Source organism: Maribacter sp. 1_2014MBL_MicDiv (assembly GCF_001865655.1).
Classification (GTDB): Bacteria; Bacteroidota; Bacteroidia; order Flavobacteriales; family Flavobacteriaceae; genus Maribacter; species Maribacter dokdonensis.
In genome coordinates, this window is the sequence record NZ_CP011318.1 from 1,649,265 (window position 1) to 1,669,838 (window position 20,574).

Annotated in this window: 15 protein-coding genes; 4 read left to right on the forward strand and 11 right to left on the reverse strand. The window is 33.9% G+C overall.

Annotated features, from left to right (window positions below; all coding sequences use genetic code 11):
• Positions 1-10: 10 nt before the first annotated feature.
• Together YQ22_RS06835 and YQ22_RS06840 are read left to right on the forward strand one after the other, a co-directional pair.
• Positions 11-418 (forward strand): response regulator, encoded by a 408-nt coding sequence (locus YQ22_RS06835; protein WP_071340586.1) that lies wholly within the window; start codon positions 11-13, stop codon positions 416-418.
• Positions 419-576: 158 nt separating this feature from the next.
• Positions 577-984: a response regulator gene (locus tag YQ22_RS06840; RefSeq protein WP_071340587.1), complete on the forward strand. Its 408-nt coding sequence runs from the start codon at positions 577-579 to the stop codon at positions 982-984.
• 2 nt (positions 985-986) lie between these two features.
• On the opposite strand, the gene YQ22_RS06845 is transcribed toward YQ22_RS06840, so the two are convergent.
• Both YQ22_RS06845 and YQ22_RS06850 read right to left on the reverse strand, forming a co-directional pair.
• Complete coding sequence (locus tag YQ22_RS06845; protein WP_232231339.1) at positions 987-2,297, reverse strand: DUF5689 domain-containing protein; 1,311 nt, start codon at positions 2,295-2,297, stop codon at positions 987-989.
• A gap of 70 nt (positions 2,298-2,367) precedes the next feature.
• Positions 2,368-5,109 carry a TonB-dependent receptor gene (locus YQ22_RS06850; protein WP_071340589.1) on the reverse strand — a complete coding sequence of 914 codons (2,742 nt, stop codon included), beginning with the start codon at positions 5,107-5,109 and terminating at the stop codon, positions 2,368-2,370.
• A 107-nt stretch (positions 5,110-5,216) separates the two neighbouring features.
• Between YQ22_RS06850 and YQ22_RS06855 the strand changes: the two genes are divergently transcribed.
• Positions 5,217-6,257: an endonuclease/exonuclease/phosphatase family protein gene (locus tag YQ22_RS06855; RefSeq protein WP_071340590.1), complete on the forward strand. Its 1,041-nt coding sequence runs from the start codon at positions 5,217-5,219 to the stop codon at positions 6,255-6,257.
• A gap of 61 nt (positions 6,258-6,318) precedes the next feature.
• Here the strand turns inward: YQ22_RS06855 and YQ22_RS06860 are convergent, their stop codons facing one another.
• The 8 genes from YQ22_RS06860 to uvrC form a co-directional block, all read right to left on the reverse strand.
• Positions 6,319-6,759, reverse strand: coding sequence for a hypothetical protein (locus YQ22_RS06860; RefSeq protein ID WP_058104825.1), 441 nt, complete (start codon positions 6,757-6,759; stop codon positions 6,319-6,321).
• 92 nt (positions 6,760-6,851) lie between these two features.
• Positions 6,852-9,545, reverse strand: coding sequence for a TonB-dependent receptor (locus tag YQ22_RS06865; RefSeq protein ID WP_335626889.1), 2,694 nt, complete (start codon positions 9,543-9,545; stop codon positions 6,852-6,854).
• 179 nt (positions 9,546-9,724) lie between these two features.
• A complete protein-coding gene (gene pgi / locus YQ22_RS06870) occupies positions 9,725-11,362 on the reverse strand; it encodes a glucose-6-phosphate isomerase (protein WP_071340592.1) in 1,638 nt (545 codons plus the stop codon).
• On the reverse strand, positions 11,349-12,644 hold the full coding sequence (locus YQ22_RS06875) for a M23 family metallopeptidase (RefSeq protein ID WP_071340593.1): 1,296 nt from the start codon (positions 12,642-12,644) through the stop codon (positions 11,349-11,351). Before YQ22_RS06875 ends, pgi begins: the two co-directional genes overlap by 14 nt.
• Positions 12,644-13,615, reverse strand: coding sequence for a tryptophan 2,3-dioxygenase family protein (locus tag YQ22_RS06880; protein WP_071340594.1), 972 nt, complete (start codon positions 13,613-13,615; stop codon positions 12,644-12,646). Before YQ22_RS06880 ends, YQ22_RS06875 begins: the two co-directional genes overlap by 1 nt.
• A 7-nt stretch (positions 13,616-13,622) precedes the next feature.
• Positions 13,623-14,402 (reverse strand): DUF3108 domain-containing protein, encoded by a 780-nt coding sequence (locus YQ22_RS06885; RefSeq protein ID WP_071340595.1) that lies wholly within the window; start codon positions 14,400-14,402, stop codon positions 13,623-13,625.
• 361 nt (positions 14,403-14,763) lie between these two features.
• The gene (locus tag YQ22_RS06890) at positions 14,764-17,031 is read right to left on the reverse strand and encodes a patatin-like phospholipase family protein (RefSeq protein WP_071340596.1); all 2,268 of its coding nucleotides are present in this window, start codon (positions 17,029-17,031) and stop codon (positions 14,764-14,766) included.
• A 1-nt stretch (position 17,032) separates the two neighbouring features.
• The gene (uvrC, locus tag YQ22_RS06895) at positions 17,033-18,826 is read right to left on the reverse strand and encodes an excinuclease ABC subunit UvrC (protein ID WP_071340597.1); all 1,794 of its coding nucleotides are present in this window, start codon (positions 18,824-18,826) and stop codon (positions 17,033-17,035) included.
• A gap of 492 nt (positions 18,827-19,318) precedes the next feature.
• Between uvrC and YQ22_RS06900 the strand changes: the two genes are divergently transcribed.
• A complete protein-coding gene (locus tag YQ22_RS06900; RefSeq protein WP_071340598.1) occupies positions 19,319-19,888 on the forward strand; it encodes a 5-formyltetrahydrofolate cyclo-ligase in 570 nt (189 codons plus the stop codon).
• Here YQ22_RS06900 and YQ22_RS06905 read toward each other — a convergent pair.
• Positions 19,867-20,544, reverse strand: a complete 678-nt coding sequence (locus YQ22_RS06905) for a lipoprotein signal peptidase (protein WP_071340599.1) — start codon at positions 20,542-20,544, stop codon at positions 19,867-19,869. The genes YQ22_RS06900 and YQ22_RS06905 overlap by 22 nt on opposite strands.
• Positions 20,545-20,574 lie beyond the last annotated feature (30 nt).

Consider the following 20,574-nt stretch of genomic DNA (forward strand, 5'->3'; position numbering starts at 1 on the left):
TTAAGATATTATGAAAAAAGTTGAGTTATGCTGTATTATAGATGATGATCCTATATTTGTATATGGCACCAAAAGAATCATAAAAGAAGTAGATTTCGCAGAAAACGTTATAGTCTACTCCAACGGTCAAGACGCTCTTGATGGTTTAAAGAAAACATGTTTGGCAGACGAACCTTTGCCAGATGTAATCTTTTTAGATTTAAATATGCCTGTTTTGAATGGATGGGAATTTTTAGATGAGTTTAAACTCTGTAAAAGTAAAAAATCAAAGAAAATCTTGATTTACATCATTAGTTCATCAGTAGACCCTAGAGATCTTGAAAGAGTAAAAGACTACGAACAAGTAGATACTTACATATTAAAACCAATTACGCCAGATGATCTTTCTAAAATTTTAGGTGCAACAGTGGAAAGCTAATTTGTACTAATTTATTTAAATTTAATTGTTAATAATTTGGGTGAACTTTCTTTTCTCCAAAGAAAATTCACCCAGTTATTTACATAACTTAGTCATTAACAATTATTTATATTTAAAACCTTAAATCTAATATTAGATTTTTTATTGAACCATTTTAAATGAGCGTATTTTCAAGTTGTTGTATTATTGATGACGACGAGTTTTTCTCCGTAAGCACAAAGACCACTTTAAAGCACTATGATTTCTGTGATAATATCTTATACTACTCAGAAGGTCAAGAAGCTATTGATGGTTTGGTTGGCTTATTAGTGGAAAATATAACTTTGCCCGATGTTATTTTTTTAGATTTAAACATGCCAAATAGAGATGGCTGGTCGTTTTTAGAAGAATTTGAGGCACTACCAATGGATAAAATCGGCCATATTAAAATATATATTACCAGCTCTTTTATTAGCCCAAGTTTTATGGAAAAGGCCAAGAAATATAAATTAGTAAAAGATTACCTAGTTAAGCCCTTAACAGAAGACGCTATTAAAAAAATCATAGCCTCTAATGATGACGTTTAAATTTATCTTGCACCAGGTGTAAAATTCATTGGAGCATTTTGAGGTTCATTTATTGTGCCACTTAAACCGGTGTCATTATAAATTAACCACTCATTTGCATTAAAAAACGTATTACCCATTATAACTTCTTCTTTTCTTAGGGCTCTACCGTCTTCAAATTCATGATCGGTATTACTACCATCTTCACCTATAATACCAAATATATCTATTATACTTCCAAATGGATCCACAAGTACCATATTATCATCACCATTTGAATCTGCAGGAGAGTTGGTACCTACCGCAAGATCCGGAGCAAAACCGTAAACGTTTTCAAACTCGTCTGCATTTGGCGAGATAACCAGAAAATTGTTGCCCTCTATAGTTAAACCTGACAAGTCTATTATTGAGCTTACCTCCAAACTATTGTTCGTGTACCGTTGTAAAGTCCAACCTTTTAATGATAAACTTTCACTAGAGGAATTATAGAGTTCAATAAAACGGGCTCCAGAATTATTATCAGGATCGGCAATTTCCGAAATGAGTAAAAATTCTGAAGTAAATTCATCAACAAAATCTTCACAACGGTCTTTGTCGAATTTTACATCATTTAAATTTCTAATTATAAGCTGAAACTCATTGTCATTATAAGTTAAAACCCCAGTTACCGATCCCATTCTATCCGAAAGTATTTCAGGTTGAAAATCTGCATAACCACTATTGTTCAAAGACAATTCATTATCATTGCAATCAATTAGGGTTCTTATGGTTTCCTCTTCTTTAATAGCGAATGGCTTCCCTAATTCATTTTCTTCAAATTCAACATCATCAATCATAATTAATGTATTGATCATCGTCATATTTAGATCTTGTATCGTTGTTTTTAAAGGCTGAATACCAAAATTATTATCACATGTAGTTAGAACGTGTTCAAAAACTTGATTTTTAGGTAATCTACCTACACTTCTATTCCCAAAAGAAGTAAATACACCACCTACTTTGTAAACACCATTAGATTCACCTAGATACAGGTTTTTTAATTTGATGACTATTTTTTGCCCTACATCAAAGAACAAATGTGAATCCCTTAATTCTAATTCAATTTGCAACCCCTCTGTAGGCTCGGCAGGTTTATCTTGAAAATGTATTACATTAAAGAAATTACCTTTTTTATCTGAAGAAACTACATAGCCATATATTGCCAAATCTTCATGAATTTGAACAGTTTCTCCGGCATAAAGACTTTTTAGATCGCTTATTTCAATAGTTTCAATTTGCGTATCCAAACAATTAGTATCAAGTATTTCAAAATCTCTATCTTTTACACAAGACATAATTACCAGCAAACAACTGCAACTTATTATTATAAAAAATCGGTGTTTAATAATCATCTATAACCCTTTATTAAAAACTAAAAGCAAAATTTAAAAAATAAGTTCTACCGAATCCGTACCAATATTTTGGCGCAAAAGACGGACTACCACTTAAATTATCTTGCTTTAACTGACCAAAATTTCCATTTCTACTTTGTTCATAACCACCAGTTCTAAAACTGGTGTCAAAAACATTGTTCACACTGGCAAAAACACTTACATATTTTCCATTTTTTAACCATGACTTGCCACCTACCAAGTTCAACAAATAAAAATCATCTAAAGATTTTTGTTTTAATAACTGTTGCACATTCTCGTCTGTTGCATCAGGAAACCTAACCTGTGTTTCTGGGTCTATTAGAAAACTTTGTGTTCTGGTAATCGTAGAAATATTTGCATAATTGTTAGCCAAGTAATTAGCGGTCATAGCCACCCACCAATATTTTGGATCTCTATACTCAATACCTGCAGCCATTGCTTTTTGTGGACCTTGAGCCAATTTATATCCTTTTATTTTTGACTGCCCCAGGAACTTTGTACCAGATATATCTATAAGGTCTTCCCTTGCCCCGGCCGTATCGAAATTTATAGTTACAAATGGGTCACTAGCATACAAATGCTTAGCGACAGATCCTACCAATGATAGTTTAACCGCACTTGATAATTGATATTCTAGACCTAATTCTACACCTAAATGTAATTTATCCAAATCTGTCAATACCTCTTGCACAAAATCTGATCCCAAGCCAGAATCAACAAAGAAAAAATTAACATCTGTAGTATTTTGAAAACGGGTATAAAAACCAGTTAACCTGCCAGTTAGTTTTGGTAAACGTAGAAAGTAGTTAGCATCTATACTTGTGATTTTTTCATTTTGAATATTAGGAACCGATTCATTACTTTCCCTAGGGTTTATAAAGACATTTTGAAGTACAGGTGCCTTATTTATATATGCTGCATTTGCCGCTACCCAGTGCCTACCGGTTATACTATAAGACGCACCACTTTTAAACGCCCAGTTGGAAAATCTGATTTTATCACTGTTACCTAAAGAGTTATTAATAAAGCGTTCATTTTTAAACAGACCTTCTCGTTGATAGTCAACAATAGTATACCTGCCAGAGATAAACGACCTCAAACTTTTGAATTCAGTATTTAACTGTATAAACCCATCTATTTCATTTCCCTTTACATTATAGTTGTAGTTGAAAATATCTCGATTATTCTTATTTAATGCTGAAAACAAATCGTTTTTAGTCTCAGAGAATACGTCTATATCGTTATGATATTCCGCTCCAAGCAAATCAAAAATTTGAGCATAATTTCTTGAATTGAGCGATCTGTATGTCAAGCCCATATCTAACTTAAAATGAGCGTTCAACTCCACATTCGAAGTCATTCTAGCTGTTAATTGATCATCTTTGGTTACATCATCATAAAGAACATATGCGGCCTCACCGTTCTGACCTATACTGGTATTTGCCGCATACAGCTTTTCCCAATCTAATTGTGGCTGACTTAAAAATCCGTTTTTAGCCTCTATTGCACTTTCAAAATTAGCTCCTATAGGCGAATTCAAATAAAAACTAGGCAAATACCGATAATATGTAGGATCTGGATTAGGAGCATTAAAGTACCCTAAACGGCTTTTTGTATACTGCCCAGTTTGATATGCTAATCCAGCATTTAAACGGAATTTTTCAGATTCGTGATGATAATTTAATAAGAACAACGGTTCCCTTATATGGCGTTCTCTTGAATTTCTAATTTTACCATTTTGATATCCCCAATATGGATTATATTTATTTCTTTTTAATTTAAATACTTCCTCTGTTATTGCAGAAGAACGCCCCCTTCTATTAGATGCAACAATTGCCGTAGCGGAAAATGAATTTTTATCGTTTAAAAAATATTCCATTGCTCCATAAAGGGAATAAGAATCATATAGAGTACCATTAATATACCCTTGCTTTGCCCATCTTCTTGAACCGGATATTATATATGCGAATTTCTCTTTCTCTACTCCAGAATTATAGGTAGCCATTAGTCTACCACTATAGGTTCTATTTGAAATAGAAGATGACAAACGAGTGCCTGCCCTTAATTTTGAAGGCCTTAAGTCTATATTGGTATTTCCCAATATTCCACCAAAGGTGACCTCTGAAGCTGTTAATCCATTAGAGTATTGTTGATTTCTAAATACGTCGTTTAGCCCGCCCCAATTATTCCATTGAGGTCTACCGTCATACAATTTATTCATTGGCAGAGAATTAAGGTAAACCTCTCCATATTGAGAGTCATAACCCCTTACCCTAAAAAACGCCTGACCAAAATCAAACGCCGCCCTATTAAGAAAAACATCCTTTGTGGATTGCAGAAGTGCAAGTGCATTAGAATTCACTTCTTCATCTAAAAGTTCGTCATCTGTAATTGTTATTAGGTTAATCGATTTTTCTAAAGTTATATCTCGAATTAAAAAAATATCACCTAAGTCAATATTTTTATCTTCTAAAATAACCGGAATACGCTTGATCGTATATTCTCCTGAAGAAATTTGCAGTATGTATTCTCCTTTGTTGGAAAATGACAGTGAGAATTTACCTGATGCATTGGTTACCATCATAGTATCTTCCCCTTCCAAAAACACCGATACATTGGTAAGCACCATCTTGCTTTCATTATCTTTTACCACACCTTGAACCGAAAAAGTGTTTTGAGCCCTAAGACCGATAATTATAAAAAACAGTAATAAAAATAATGTATGCTTAACCATTAGACAGCTTAATGCCTTATTTATAAGTCATTAAGATACTATTTAAGAAATAATTAACGTGAAAAATCCGTATACTCGTTGATATTTAAGACCAAATACATTCAACAATGCGCTTTTTACAGTCAATATTCTTTTTTCTAACCTTATTGTCATTTGCCCAAGAGCCAGATACATATCAAATAAGGACTATTGCATTTTATAATCTAGAAAATTTATTTGATACTAAAAATGATTCTTTAGTCTACGATGACGATAGAACCCCAGATGGCAAAGATCAGTGGACACCACTACGCTATACTCACAAGATAGAACACATGGCTAAGGTATTATCCGAAATAGGTTCAAAAGAAAACAAGACGGCGCCAGATATAATTGGAGTTTGCGAGGTAGAAAATTTAGGTGTTTTAGAAGATTTAGTTCATCACGAATTCTTATCGGCTTTTAACTACGGAATTGTACATTTTGATTCACCAGACGAACGTGGAATAGATGTAGCCTTACTTTATAAGAAAGATGCTTTTGTACCGGTCAATTTTAATAGTCATAGGTTATTGTTATTTAAATTAGATGGCAAACGAGATTATACGAGAGATCAATTAATTGTCGAAGGCCTTCTGGATAATGAGCAAATTTACTTTATGGTAAACCATTGGCCTTCTAGAAGTGGAGGCGAAGCCAGAAGTAGACCTTTTAGAGTGGAAGCGGCTAAATTGAACAAAAGAATTATTGATTCTGTCAGACGATTTAATACTCATGCAAAAATTATAAGCATGGGCGATTTTAACGATGACCCTATTGACCCAAGTTTTAAAAAAGTACTGAAAGTTGAAAAAAACTCCAAAAAGCTGGATTCCACAAGCCTTTATGGACCTATGGAAAAGCTTTATAGAAAAGGAAGGGGCTCGCTGGCTTATAGGGACAAATGGAATTTGTTCGATCAGTTTTATATGACCTCTAGTTTAATCAATAATCCAAATGAGGGCTACAGATATTGGAAAACCGGCATATTTACTCCGCCTTACTTACTGGACCCTAAAGGAAGGTACAAGGGATATCCATTACGAACGTATGCCGGTGGTAGTTATATTGGAGGGTACAGTGACCATTTTCCAGTTTATCTCTACCTTATTAAAAAATTAAATTCATAAAAAAAGAACCAAAATGAATCACATTTTGGTTCTTTAATCGTCAACGTATTACAGTCTAAATTTAATTAAACCATTGTCCCCAAGGAATTCTACTTAGTATGAATAACAACCCAATACCGTAGAAGATAGCAATGCTTTTAAATTTCTTATTGCCTTCAACAAATTTCTTATGTCTAGACCAACCAACGGTAATTGATACTATTGCCAAAATATTGATAAAAGGATGCTCTACAGCTAACAAACGTGCTGCAGAAGTTAAACCACCCATACCAAATTCTTGTATTGCACTTAATCCACTTGGTGAAACAAAATAGAGGATCAAACCTACCAATAATTGAATATGACATAGAATTAAGGCGAACAGACTTACTCTTAAGTCTTTACCCATATCAAATATTCTTTTTGATACAAGACCAGAGATTGCATTAACAACAGCCAATATTAATACGGCCAATGCTATATAAGCCAAGTAAGAATGAAGTATGTGAATAGTTTCGTACATAGTATATAATTTAAGTTTTAAATGTACTGAATTTTGAGCAAAAAAAACCCTGACTGCACAGTCAGGGTTTAATATTTAAGTAAGAAATAATCTTAGAAACTATAACGAGCACTTACGTTAAAAGTTCTTCCAAATCCAAAGAATACTTTGTTATCAGTAGAAATTCCTCTAAATACATCATCTCCTTGTCCTGCAAATGTATTTGTCAACGATTCAGCTATATATTCTGTATCAAAAAGGTTGTTTACGTTAGCAGCAATACTAAGCTTGTTGCTTCCTCCTAAACCAAAAGTGTAATATGCACCTAAGTCAAAAAGTGTATAACTTGGTAAACGTAATGAACCTTGATTATCTGCTGAATCAAAATCTTCTGCATTTAAGAATGCATATAATCTTGAAGCATTGTAAAGATTAGCGCTAATCTTAAGATCCTCAATAGGTCTTACAATCATTTCTAAGTTTGTAGTAAATTGAGCGGCATCACCAACTTTTACACCATCTAGAAATAAAGTAACATCTGGGTCAATAACATTTCTATCATCGTCAAGAGCTTGACCAGTTGCATTCCCAGCATACTCCCAATCACCTAAAGATATCATACCTCTAAACTGTACAACATCTGACGCACGGTAATCCGCTTCAATCTCAATACCCTTATGAACTTGTTCAACACCATTAATATTAGCATTACCCTCATCTCCTGTTGGAGTTTCAATGCCAATAGAAACAAATCTATCTTTCCAAGATGTTCTATATAAATTCACCTTTGCTCTGAAATCACCTAGATTAAGACCATAACCCATTTCAAGACCTAAAATTTTCTCGTTAGTTAAATCTGGGTTTAATTCGTTTACAAAATTAATGTAAACTGCATCGAACAATGGTTGTTTAGAATAGTAACCACCATTAAAAAATACGTTATTAGCTTCATTAATATTAAAGTTAGCACCACCTTTAATGTTACCTCCTAAAATATTTTCCCAATCAGTTTCTTGTAAAGGATCAGAATCTAAATAGTTGAAATAATCGATTCTTTTAAATCCTTGATTAGAAATACCACCTTGAACAAAAGCAGAAACTACACCATCAGTATATTCAACTTGACCAAATGCTCCGGCCCATCTTACAAGGCCATCATTATAGTAATCAATTTTCTCTTCATCATCAATACTCTTGAATACGTTCAAAATAGAAGAGAAATCAGAATCTACAACACCATTTTGACGTACAGTATGATTAGGGTTATTAATGTCGTCATCATCAAAATAACCATCCGCTCCTAATAAATTATCCACTCTTCTGTAGTGAATACCTTTGTAGCTTCTTAAATCCAAACCTACATCATAACTCCATTTTTCGTTAATTTGAGTATTCAAATTAGCAATTACACCAAACCAGTTGTGAGAGTTAATAGAAGCTCTTCTTGTAAGACCATCACCAAAGCTTGTAGTAATATATTCGCCATCGGCATTAGGTGATAATTGATAATCGTTACCATCATAAAAAGTAACTGCCTCACCGCCATTAAAGCGTGAAATTAAATCATAATCAACTTGACCTGTTTCTGGTATTCTATATCTACTAGAACTAGCAAAACCGAAATTTGGACCAGAACCAATATCACCAGTACCACCACCACGACCAAATGATGCGTAGGCAGATGTAGACAATGTAGATTTTTCAGAAGCCTTCCATTCCCATGTCAAAGAAGTAATAGGTTTGTGATAGAAATTTCTTCTCCATCCAAATTCCTCACCGTTTAATGTACCTCCATTATAGTTGTATTTAGCACCATACTCTAAATGATCTGCCAAAGTAGCAACATTAAAGAAACTTGATGTTCTCTGGTTATGTACTTGTGGAGCTCCAGTTAAAACAAACTGGAAATTATGTTTATCATTAGGCTCATAACCTAATCCAATAAAATAATTATAACCTTCAAATTCAGTTCCCTGAATATAACCATCACCTGAAGTTCTACCTAGTAATATAGAAGCTGCAAAACCTTTATCTGATTTCCCAGTATTGTAAGCAACGTTTGTTTTTAAATAACCATCGTTACCACCACCAAGTGTAACAGTACCACCTTCTTCTTTCTCGGTAGACTTTGTAATAACATTTATTGTACCACCAACGGAAGAAATTGCCAACTTAGATGATCCTAAACCTCTTTGCACTTGCATAGCAGTAGTAACATCGCCTAAACCAGCCCAGTTACTCCAGTAAACAGCACCATTTTCCATGTCATTAACAGGAATACCATTAACCATTACCGCGGTGTTTCTAGAATCGAAACCTCTAACGTTAACTCTACCATCACCAAAACCACCACCTGTTTTGGTAGCGTAAATAGAAGGAGTAGACTTAAGTATTTCAGGTAATTCTTGAGAACCTAATTTTTCTTGTATTTCAGCTGCTCTAATTGTTGAAACAGCCACAGGAGTTTCCCTATCCTTAGCAATATCTAAAATTCCTGTTACAACAACACCCTCAAGCTCTTCAGCATTTGGTTCCAAAACAATTGAACCAATGTTACCTGTTGAAGTAAAGGCAACTTGTTTAGAATTAAAACCAATGTAAGAAACAACTAAGGTTCCAGACTCGGCACTTGCATTAATTGTAAAGTTTCCATCAAAATCAGTTGATGTTCCGTTAGTAGTACCTTTAACCATTACTGTAGCTCCTGGCAACGGAGTGTTTGTGTCGCCATCTAGTACAGTACCAGAAATAGATCCTTGTGAAAAAGCAGTTACGGTCATTAAAAATGCCGCTAATGCAAAATACATTTTTCTCATTTTTTCAAGTATTTGTTTAGTTTTTAACTTGCTGCAAAAGTCAAGTATTTTTAAAGTTCTAACGTTAAGACAACGTTAAATCAATACCTCAAAAATACCTAAAAACCATACACGATTTACTTGAAAATTAAATAGTTATCCTTTTTTGAAAATCTTTATTGTATTCTAAATTATTTCTTAAAATATTGTAAAAGTCGCAATGTAGAACTATCGTGATTAGAAATTTCAGAATTTTCAATATCCTTTAATATTGTACCAGCTAGCTGTTTACCTAGTTCTACACCCCATTGATCATAGCTGAAAATGTTCCAGATTATTCCTTGAACAAATATTTTATGCTCATACAAAGCTATTAAAGCTCCTAAAGATTTTGGCGTTAGCTTATCTATTAAAACAGTATTGGTAGGTTTATTGCCGGCAAAAACCTTGAACGGAGCAAGCTTGTCTATTTCAGATTCTGTCAGATCTTTTTCTTTCAATTCCTTGACCACCTCATCCTTTGTTTTACCGTTCATTAATGCTTCTGTCTGAGCAAAATAATTTGCCATCAACTTATTATGGTGATCTTTATCCCCATGTAAAGAATACTTAAACCCAATAAAATCTGTTGGAATTAATTTTGTGCCCTGGTGAATCAATTGAAAGAACGCATGCTGAGAATTTGTACCCGGTTCTCCCCAAATAATTGTTCCGGTTTCATAATTAACCACATTACCCGCCCTATCTACACTTTTACCATTGCTTTCCATGATTCCCTGTTGTAAATATGCCGAGAATCTACTTAAATATTGTGCATAAGGAATTATTGCCTCTGTTTCCGCTCCATAAAAATTGTTATACCATACACTCAACAATGCCATGACAACGGGAATGTTTTCTGAAAAATCACTTTCCTTGAAATGAACATCCGTTTCATGGGCGCCTTCTAGCAAAGCATTAAAATTATCATAACCAACTGCCAATGCTATTGTTAAACCTACAGCACTCCACAGTGAAAATCTTCCACCTACCCAATCCCACATAGGGAATACATTGGCAGCATCTATACCAAACTCAGCAATTTTCTCGCTGTTCGTAGAAACCGCCGCAAAATGCTTGGCAATATCTTCTTGAGTACCATGCTTTAAAAACCATTTTTTAATGGTGGTAGCATTGCTCAAGGTCTCTTGTGTCGTAAATGTTTTGGAAACCACTACAAATAAGGTAGTTTCCGGATCTAAGTTCTTTAAGATTTCATGAACATGATCACCATCTACATTACTTACGAAATGAACCGATAAGTGATTCTTATAGAACTTCAACGCCTCCGTTACCATAGCAGGACCAAGGTCAGAGCCTCCAATACCAATATTTACCACATCTGTAAAAGGTTTGCCGGTATAACCTTTTAACTCACCACTTATTACAGCATTGGTAAATTCTTTAATATGCTCTTTAACCTCGTAGATTTCTGGCATTACATTAACACCATCCACTAACACCTCATCATCTTTTTTTGCTCTCAATGCCGTATGAAGCACAGCCCTACCTTCTGTCTCATTGATATGACCGCCAGTATAATAATCATCTATAGCACCTTTTAAATTTACTTCATCTGCCAATTGCAGCAACAACTGCATAGTTTCATCGGTTATTCTATTCTTTGAATAATCGAACAAAAAATCGTTCCATTGAAGTGTAAACTTCTCTGCCCTATTTGCATCGGAAGAAAATAAAGATCTTAAATGCGTGCCTTTGGTCTCCTCAAAGTGTGCAGTTAATTTTTTCCAGATATCTGTTTGTTGCGGATTTATTTTACTCAGTGCCATTTTCTTGATTAAGTGTTAGTAAGTCCTCTTCGTTTTCCAATAAAACTTTAGGATATATTATACAATCTAACTGTTCTTTATATGTTGATATATATGCAAAGTAATCTTCTTTTAACGAGTCGTGTAGCGGTTCTGCTTGCGGTAACTCTTCTTTTAACGGATCTACTTGCCTACCATTTTTCCAAAAACGATAACATACATGTGGACCACCAGTATTTCCTGTCATTCCAATCCAACCTATGACATCTCCTTGGCGTACAAATTGTCCTTTTTTGACATTTTGTGCCTTCATATGTAAATACTGTGTTGAATAGGTACCGTTGTGCCTGATTTTTACATATTTACCATTACCGCCCCTTCTTGTAGACTCTACTACAGTGCCATCTGCAGTGGCCATTATAGGGGTTCCTATCGGCGCCGCATAATCCGTTCCTTTATGTGGTCTTAATTTATAGCCATAATATTTAATTCTTCTCTTTAGATTATATCTAGAAGATAGACGACCATATTCTACGGGCATTCTTAAAAACGTTCTTCTAAGATTATTTGCATTTTCATCAAAATAATCTACTATACTTCTTAGCGAATCGTTTTCATAGGCAAAGGCGTAAATAGGCTTACCATTATGTTGAAAATATGCAGCCTCAATTGGCTCTGCACCTGCATACACCGTATCGTTTATATATTTCTCGTTATAAATGATTTTAAACTTATCATTCTTTTGTAATCTAGAGAAATCAATAGTCCATGCATATACATTTGCCAGGTTGTGGGTTACATTATAATCTACCCCTTGTTGCAATATTGCTTCGGATAAACTAGATTCAATTACCCCCGAAACTTCTCTTTGCACATACTTTACCTTATTCTTATTCTTATATACTTTAACGGTATCTCTCAAATCTACCACAGTATAATTAATTGGGTCATTTTCATAAATGAATACTTGAGCCTGTGCTAGGGTATCTTTGGACTGCAAAATAACATATGGTTTTCCCACGCGTATTTTACGCACGTCAAAACTATCTCTAAAGTTTTCTGAAATAGCCGCCACCTTAGGGTAATCAACTTTATGCTGCTGCATTAATTCACCAAAACTATCACCGTATTTAATGGTATCTAGTTTCACATAAAATTCATCTAGATTAAAACCAAATCTTTCATTTAAGACCGGCTTTTCAACTTCACCTATTTCTTGTGCGATATCTTTTTTTTGCACTTCGGCATCTTTACATGATACCATTACGGTCAAAGCCAAGATTATACCCCAATATTTCTGCATTACTCTCCTCTTGATTTATCTGGATTTAACATATGGTCTACCCATTGTTTGCCCCAATTATTTAGTTCTTGCTCTGTATACAACTCTGGGAAAAAAACTATTTTTTGGAAACTTGGCGGTAAATATTCTTTCCAATTTGTACCTCCAGTTGCCTCAATATCTCCCGTTTCTTTTCTTAAGTACCTATAGGCAGAACCCATGTGCATTAACTGCCAATTAATGTTGGCATTCATATCAAGCATTTTCAACGCATCTATCAATGCTTGATCCTCTCTTTGTTTTTTGGGTAAATTTAAGTATTTATGATATATTGTTGAATTCTCAACTTGTTTTGCAATTCTGATCAATCTAGGCGTGTAACGATATTCAAACTGCTTTAAAGTCAAGGTCTTTTCACCTGTAGCCAAATCTGTTGCCCCTTTTTTCCAATAGATATGTTCATAAAGATCTTCTATAGAGACACCCGGGGATAATTGCTGCCTATCTGATACATGTACCAGGTTTTCCAAAGGAGTGGCATACAATTCTATCATTCTAAATTGAGCAGATTGAAACCCGCTCGCCGGTAAAAGTGCCATACGGTATTGCAAGAACTGCTCACGCTCCATACCTTTTATCATAACACGGAACGATGATATCAATACTTTGTAATAACTATTGACTCTTCTAACTTTTTCAATAAAAAAATCTAGATTTCCACTTTTATCATCTACTAGTTGTTTTTGTTCATGTAAGATCAATTTAAAATACAACTCGGTAATCTGATGGTACATGATAAAAATTTCCTCATCGGGGAAATGAGTTCTAGGTACTTGAAGACTAAGCAACGTGTCTAAATGAATATAGTCCCAATACGTTAAATAACGCTGATGTAGCAAGCCATCTAAATACGAGCTAAGATCTTGCCCTGAATCCTTGTATTTTTCTTCTAATTTAGAGATTTGGGATTTAATCTTCTCTTTATCTTCCATCTATGGGTTAATCCATTATAATTTTAAACTGATGCTTAAGACCATTATACCCATCTAAATCTGCTTTAATAGCACCTACCGCTAAATCTGCTTTAATTCTAATTGGAATTCTATTATCATCATTTGACACCCATAACGACAAACTTTCCTGCTCCTTGAATACACGACCCGATTGAACCAAAGGCCTAAATTTTAAGCATTCTACTTTACCGTACTTAGTGTTGAGCACTTCTAAACCTAAATATTTTAGTTTAAAGTTGAAGATCCCATCATCATCATAAAGCATTTTAAGGGTAATAGCTTTTCCTATTTCAAGATCTTCCGTTTCATAGTTGTTCCTCAAATAATAAAAAGCGGATATTAAATCCTGTATATTGTCCTCTAGTGTAAAATTAAGCTTTTTCTTGTTTTTCTTATCATTAAGTTCCGCTTTAGATGTATCATGATCAAAGTTTATTTCAACATCTTTGGTATAACCACCTTCGTCAATTTTACGCACAAACCTATACGGCTTACCATCTACCTTATCAAAATAGCTTTCATACGTATCATCTACCTTAAAGAACCAACTGGCAACACCCGTGGTTTCACCATGACCCACTACATGATAAACTGGCTTATTGTTTATATTGGCAGAATTCACCTGCAAAGTAGCAAAGCTGGCATTTAAAAAACCATAATGCATTCTAAACTTTAACCATTCTCCAGTTTTAAATGCAGATTGAGAACTTTGAGCTTGCACACTAAAAGAGGAAACAATAAGAGCAAGTATAATTAATCTTTTCATAGTTCGCAGTTTATTGTAAAAATAACAATAGATAATTTCCCATTACTTTAGTTACAATATCTTAAACAAAATTTATTCCAAAGTATTGTTGTATAAAAAAAGCCCAGTTTAAAAACTGGGCTTTTCCTAAATAACCAACCAAACTTTAAATTATGAAAAACCACTACTTAAAGTTGTAAGGGAACCACCCCTTAGCTGATGTAAATTTAAGGCACTTTACCTTACCCAAAGTACGGTTTAACTTACTTTAACGATAAACTTAACAGTTATTCACACTTCCACTTAATAATTGGGAATCCATTAAGAATTTTAGCTTGAAAAGGTCGAATTTCACTCAAAAAACAACAGCGTTTATTTCACTTTAGAACCAATACCCGATACTTACAAAAAAATGAGAACGATCATCTTCCGGTGTCCAAGAGTACATTAGATTTATTGGTCCTACAAAAGATTCCCAACCGTATCCCACACCATAACCGGAATATGTTGGCGCTTTAAACCAATCTCCCGTTCTAAAAAGATCATCGTCTACGTTTGCATAATTGGCGGTGAACAAGGCATGGTTTTTTGGTGCAAATTCATAATCAAGTCTAGCATATGCCTTCACAAAGCTGTTACCCACTAAACTTATGAAATCATACCCCACGAAAGGAACTAAATTGTTAATGAAATCCGTTCCGTAGCCTCCCAAAATAAAATCGAAAGAGGTAACGTTAGAGGTGCCCAGCTTAAAACCTCCCTCGGTCTCTAAATTTAAAGATAAATTTCTCACCAAAGGTAATGCCATTCCCATTCTAGCTTTGGATATTGAAAAGTCTTTAAAATTATTATTATAATCAGAGGATAAAACATAATAGTGCATATCTCCATTAAAATACAAGCCTCTAGATGGGAAATACTTATCATCATAGGTATCTAATTTTAAAGCTCCAAACGCACTTATATAGTTACTTCTTTCAAAATAAGTTCTTCCATTACTAGCCGTATTACCCGGCAAGCTGTCATCGTCTACATCTCCAAATGTTCTAGTACTAAATTGCAAATGCTTAAACTCCCCACCAAGGGTAAAGGCAAACTCTTCTTTAACCACTGTTTGAACATACAATTGATTAGTAAAATCCGATACGTTCAAATTAATAGAATTCAATTGCGTACCATTACCTACTTCAAAATTACCTTGAATGAGATCAAAGTTGATTTCTTGCTCAAAATCATTGAACCTAGAATTTACACCAAAACTCCAATATGTACCTTTATCAACATAATACTCAAAGTTATACCTAATATTATCTCCCAAAATAAAATCAAATGACGCCACATCATCTTTTGACAATAGTCTCTTTTTGGTAAGATTGATTATAGCCCCACTTTTATACAGATCATCATAATGCGCACCTAATCTTAAAAAGGAAGTATTTCTGGTCTCATCTAATGGCAAGATCAAATCTTCTCCGCCATTTAAATTGTCCAATAATTTATACTTTATAGTTCTAAAATTGCCTGTGGCCGACAAGTTACTAATGCCTTGTTGTAGTTTTTTAAAATCTATGGGTTCATCTAAGTTAAATCTTAATTTTCCTTTTACATACCCCCTTGTATGATTTGTATTACCATCAATAAACAATCTGTTGACCGTAAGCTCTTCTGCCGCACCAACAACCGGAATGGTTCTTTTTTCACCAACACCCCTTGTGGCAAGTTTTTTTAAATCATCTATTTTCAAATTTGCGGCGTCTTCCCCTTTTTTAACTATTTCTGACAGCCTGTTAAAATCAATAACAGAGTAATCTTCTATTTGCGGCTTTATGTAAATATCCGTTTTAGCCGATTTAATTTTCATGTCGGCCACGGTTCTGTAATTATTTATTTGAAGTAAAATTTCGGTAGCGGACAAAAGTGCATCTCGATCAGATAAGTCATGCTGAACATCAACACCAATAATTAACTCGGCACCCATAGCCCTTACTTCATCAATTGGATAATTATTTACAACACCGCCATCTATCAATACCTTGCCATCAATAGCCGTAGGTTCAAAAAGAGAAGGCAAGGTTCCACTAGCCAATATTGCTTCTGGCAGATAACCAGAATCTAAAACAACTTGTTTACCCGTTTCTATATCTGTTGCTATACACACAAAAGGTATAGGCAGTTTATTAAAATCCTCTATATCCTTAACATGGTATAAAAGCCTCACGAATTCATTATAGATATTTTGCCCTCCAGAAAACGCAGGTGGTACGGTAACTTTAAAATTTTTAAAGGGTAAGGTAAGCGCATATCTTTCAGAATCTTCTTTTTCATAAAAAGTTTTTGCGCTTCTTGGAAGGTTATCTTGAATTAAAGAGCCAACATTGGTAACAGTAAAGAGAGAATCTAGCTCTCTCGCCGAATATCCAGAAGCATATAAAGCCCCTACAATTGCTCCCATACTAGATCCGCCAATGTAATCTATTTCTATACCTGCCTCTTCTATAACCTTTAACGCTCCAATATGTGCCATACCTTTGGCACCACCACCACTTAGCACCAAACCTATTTTTGGATCCTTTTCTACATCTACATTTTGCGCAACCAATGCCGAAACGCACAACATTGACAGCACAATAAGCGCAAATCTTGAAAACATTCTATTTTTGACGAAAAGACTCATAAATCTTCTTTGCTTTTGATGCACCAACTTCTTGACTTAAACTTTCAACAGATGCTTCTTTGATACGTTTTACCGATTTAAATTTTTTCAATAATTGTTGTGCAGTTTTTTCTCCTACACCATTTATACCCTCTAACTCAGAATTAATAGCTCCCTTACTCCTTTTGTTTCTATGAAATGTAATGCCGAACCTATGTGCTTCATTCCTTAAATATTGAATGATTTTTAAACTCTCAGATTTTTTGTCCAAGTATAATGGTATGGGATCTTCTGGAAAATATATTTCCTCTAATCTTTTGGCGATACCAACAATTGCAATTTTACCTCGTAAACCTAAAAGATCAAGACTTTTTAGCGCTGACGACAACTGACCTTTACCACCATCAATGACAATTAGTTGCGGCAAAGGTTGCATTTCTTCCTGTAGTCTTTTGTATCTTCTAAATACCACCTCTTCCATGGAGGCAAAATCATCAGGACCTGTAACCGTCTTTATATTATAGTGTCTATATTCTTTTTTTGAAGGTTTGCCATCTTTAAACACAACGCATGCCGCTACCGGGTTACTACCTTGTATATTACTATTATCAAAACATTCTATATGGCGCGGTTCTGCGGACAACCTTAAGTCTTTCTTCATTTGAGCCATAATCCTGTTCGTATGGCGATCCGGATCAATTATTTTAATTTGATTGAACTTTTCTTGCCTAAAGAACTTCGCATTACGTTCAGACAAATCAAGTATACGCTTTTTATCACCAAGTTTGGGAACGGTTACCTTAAGACCAGGAGAAACCGCAATTTTAAAAGGCACATATAACTCTTTTGACTCAGATTTAAATCGCTTCCTGATTTCAACAATTGCCAATTCTAACAAATCTTCATCTTGCTCCTCAAGCTTTTTCTTGATCTCCATGGTATGAGACCTAATTATAGAGCCATGCGACAATTGCAGAAAATTTACATAGGCATACGCATTATCCGATACTATACTGAAAACATCAACATTACTGATCTTAGGATTTACTATAGTAGATTTAGATTGATAATTTTCGAGAACATCAATTTTATCCTTTATTTTTTGCGCCTCTTCAAACTTCATTTCTTCGGCCAAGGCTTTCATCTGTCCTTTAAAATAGGATAACGAAGACTTAAAATTTCCTTTTACAATTTCGCGAATATCTTCAATTTGTCTATCATATTCCGTAATTGTTTGGTAGCCCTCACATGGACCTTTACAATTTCCCAAATGATATTCTAAACATACCTTATACTTGCCAGCATTTATTTTCTCTGCCGATAAATCATAATTACAAGTTCTTAAAGGATATACACTTTTAATTAAATCTAAAAGCACCCTTACCGTTTTCATACTGGTATACGGTCCAAAATACTCGGACCCATCTTTAATGACCCTTCTAGTAGGAAAAAATCTTGGAAAACGTTCATTTTTAAGGCATAACCAAGGATAAGATTTATCATCTTTAAGTAATACGTTATACCTAGGTCTTAGTTCTTTAATTAAATTATTCTCTAACAAAAGTGCATCTGACTCCGTAGGCACCACTATGTGTTTAATTGCCTTTATTTTTTTTACCAGAACACGTGTTTTACCATACTCATGATTCTTATTAAAATAAGAAGAAACACGTTTTTTAAGGTTTTTGGCTTTACCTACATATAGTATACTTTCATTACTATCATAAAATTGATAAACTCCTGGACCAGTAGGCAATGCGCTTAATTGTATATTTAATGGAATATCTGTCATAATTCTACACCACTAATTTAGGCTATAATAGGCACTTTATATTATTGATAAACGTATAAATCTTATAAGCATAAAAACACACCTCTAAATAGGAATATGAAATTATTAAAACAATTTTTTGAGAATTAGAAAATTAAAACCACTTGAAATTATATTATTAATAATCCGAAAAAATTCAACAATACTGCAACTACATGGTTTTCAGTTAATTAAAATCTAATTTGTTTATTTATATGCATCATAATGTTAATTTTATAATAAAAATGTGCATTTCAACGATAAAAATGTGCATTTCAAAGATATAGTATCGATTATTTTACCTATTTTTAACTCAACAACAACAATTATTGGCTCATTTACAAATCTAGGATTATGGATAGTTATATCATCACTTTAGGAACTTACCTTGTTTTAATGTTATTTTTTAAGGTATTTTTTGCCGTTGCAGGTAAAGAATAGATTGAAAAATCTATCGTTAAAAATCACTTCACTATGTTGAAGAAAGATTTACGCATAAAATATTCAAGACTTCGAAGTTCCCTAACTCCAACAGAAATATCTCAAAATAGCATTACCATTGCAAATTCAGTATTGAAATTGCCAATTTGGGATATGCAATACTTTCATATATTTTTGCCAATAGCACAAAAATCAGAAATAGATACTGAAGGCATTATCTCTATTCTTTTAGGTCTTGATAAAAACGTAATTGTCCCTAAAATAATTTCTTCTACAGAATTAGAGCACTATTTGCTTACGGACAATACTAAATTCACCACCAACACACTCAATATACCTGAACCCATTGATGGTATAACCGTTGAACCAAAAAAAATTGACGTTGTTTTTATACCATTACTAGCCTTTGATAAAGGCGGAAATAGAATTGGATATGGTAAAGGTTATTACGACCGCTTTTTAAGCGAATGCAGAGAAGATGTAATTAAAATAGGGCTGTCTTTTTTTGAGGCCGAAATTGAAATTGATGACGTGGATACTACAGATATTCCTTTAGATTACTGCGTAACACCCTTTAAAACCTATTCATTTATCTCTTCTTGAGTCCTATCCGAATTTTCTTCCGAGATGGACGACTCTACCTTTTCTTCTTTGTTGAAAGCTCTCTTATTAAAAACCAAAAGAATACCTACACCGGTACTTATTGCCGTATCGGCAATATTGAACACTGGTTCAAAAAATCTAAAATTTTGCTCTCCAACCATAGGCATCCAAGTGGGCCAGGTAGAATCTACCATTGGAAAGTAAAGCATGTCTACTACCTTACCATAAAACAATTTACCGTAGGGTTCATCCGAAAATAAGGTAGCCACTTCATTATAGCTTTCATTGAATATGGCTCCATAAAATACTGAATCCAAAATATTGCCCAATGCGCCGGCAAATATTAAGGAAACTGCCCATATCAATGTATTAGAAGCTTTTTTCTTGATGACATCGAACAACCAATATCCTATACCCAAAATAGCAAATAGCCTAAAAATGGTCAATACCAATTTTCCTATATTATCTGAAATAGGTAAAACATCGCTTAGCTTTGCGCCCCATGCTGCACCTTCATTTTCAATAAATAATATTTTAAACCAACTAAAGACCTCTACAGATTCTCCTAATACAAAATTGGTTTTGATATAAATTTTACTCCATTGATCAATTATCAATATCAATAGAATAAACAATACGGATTTTTTAATGTTCATGGGCTTTCATCAATGAGCGCAAAAATATAA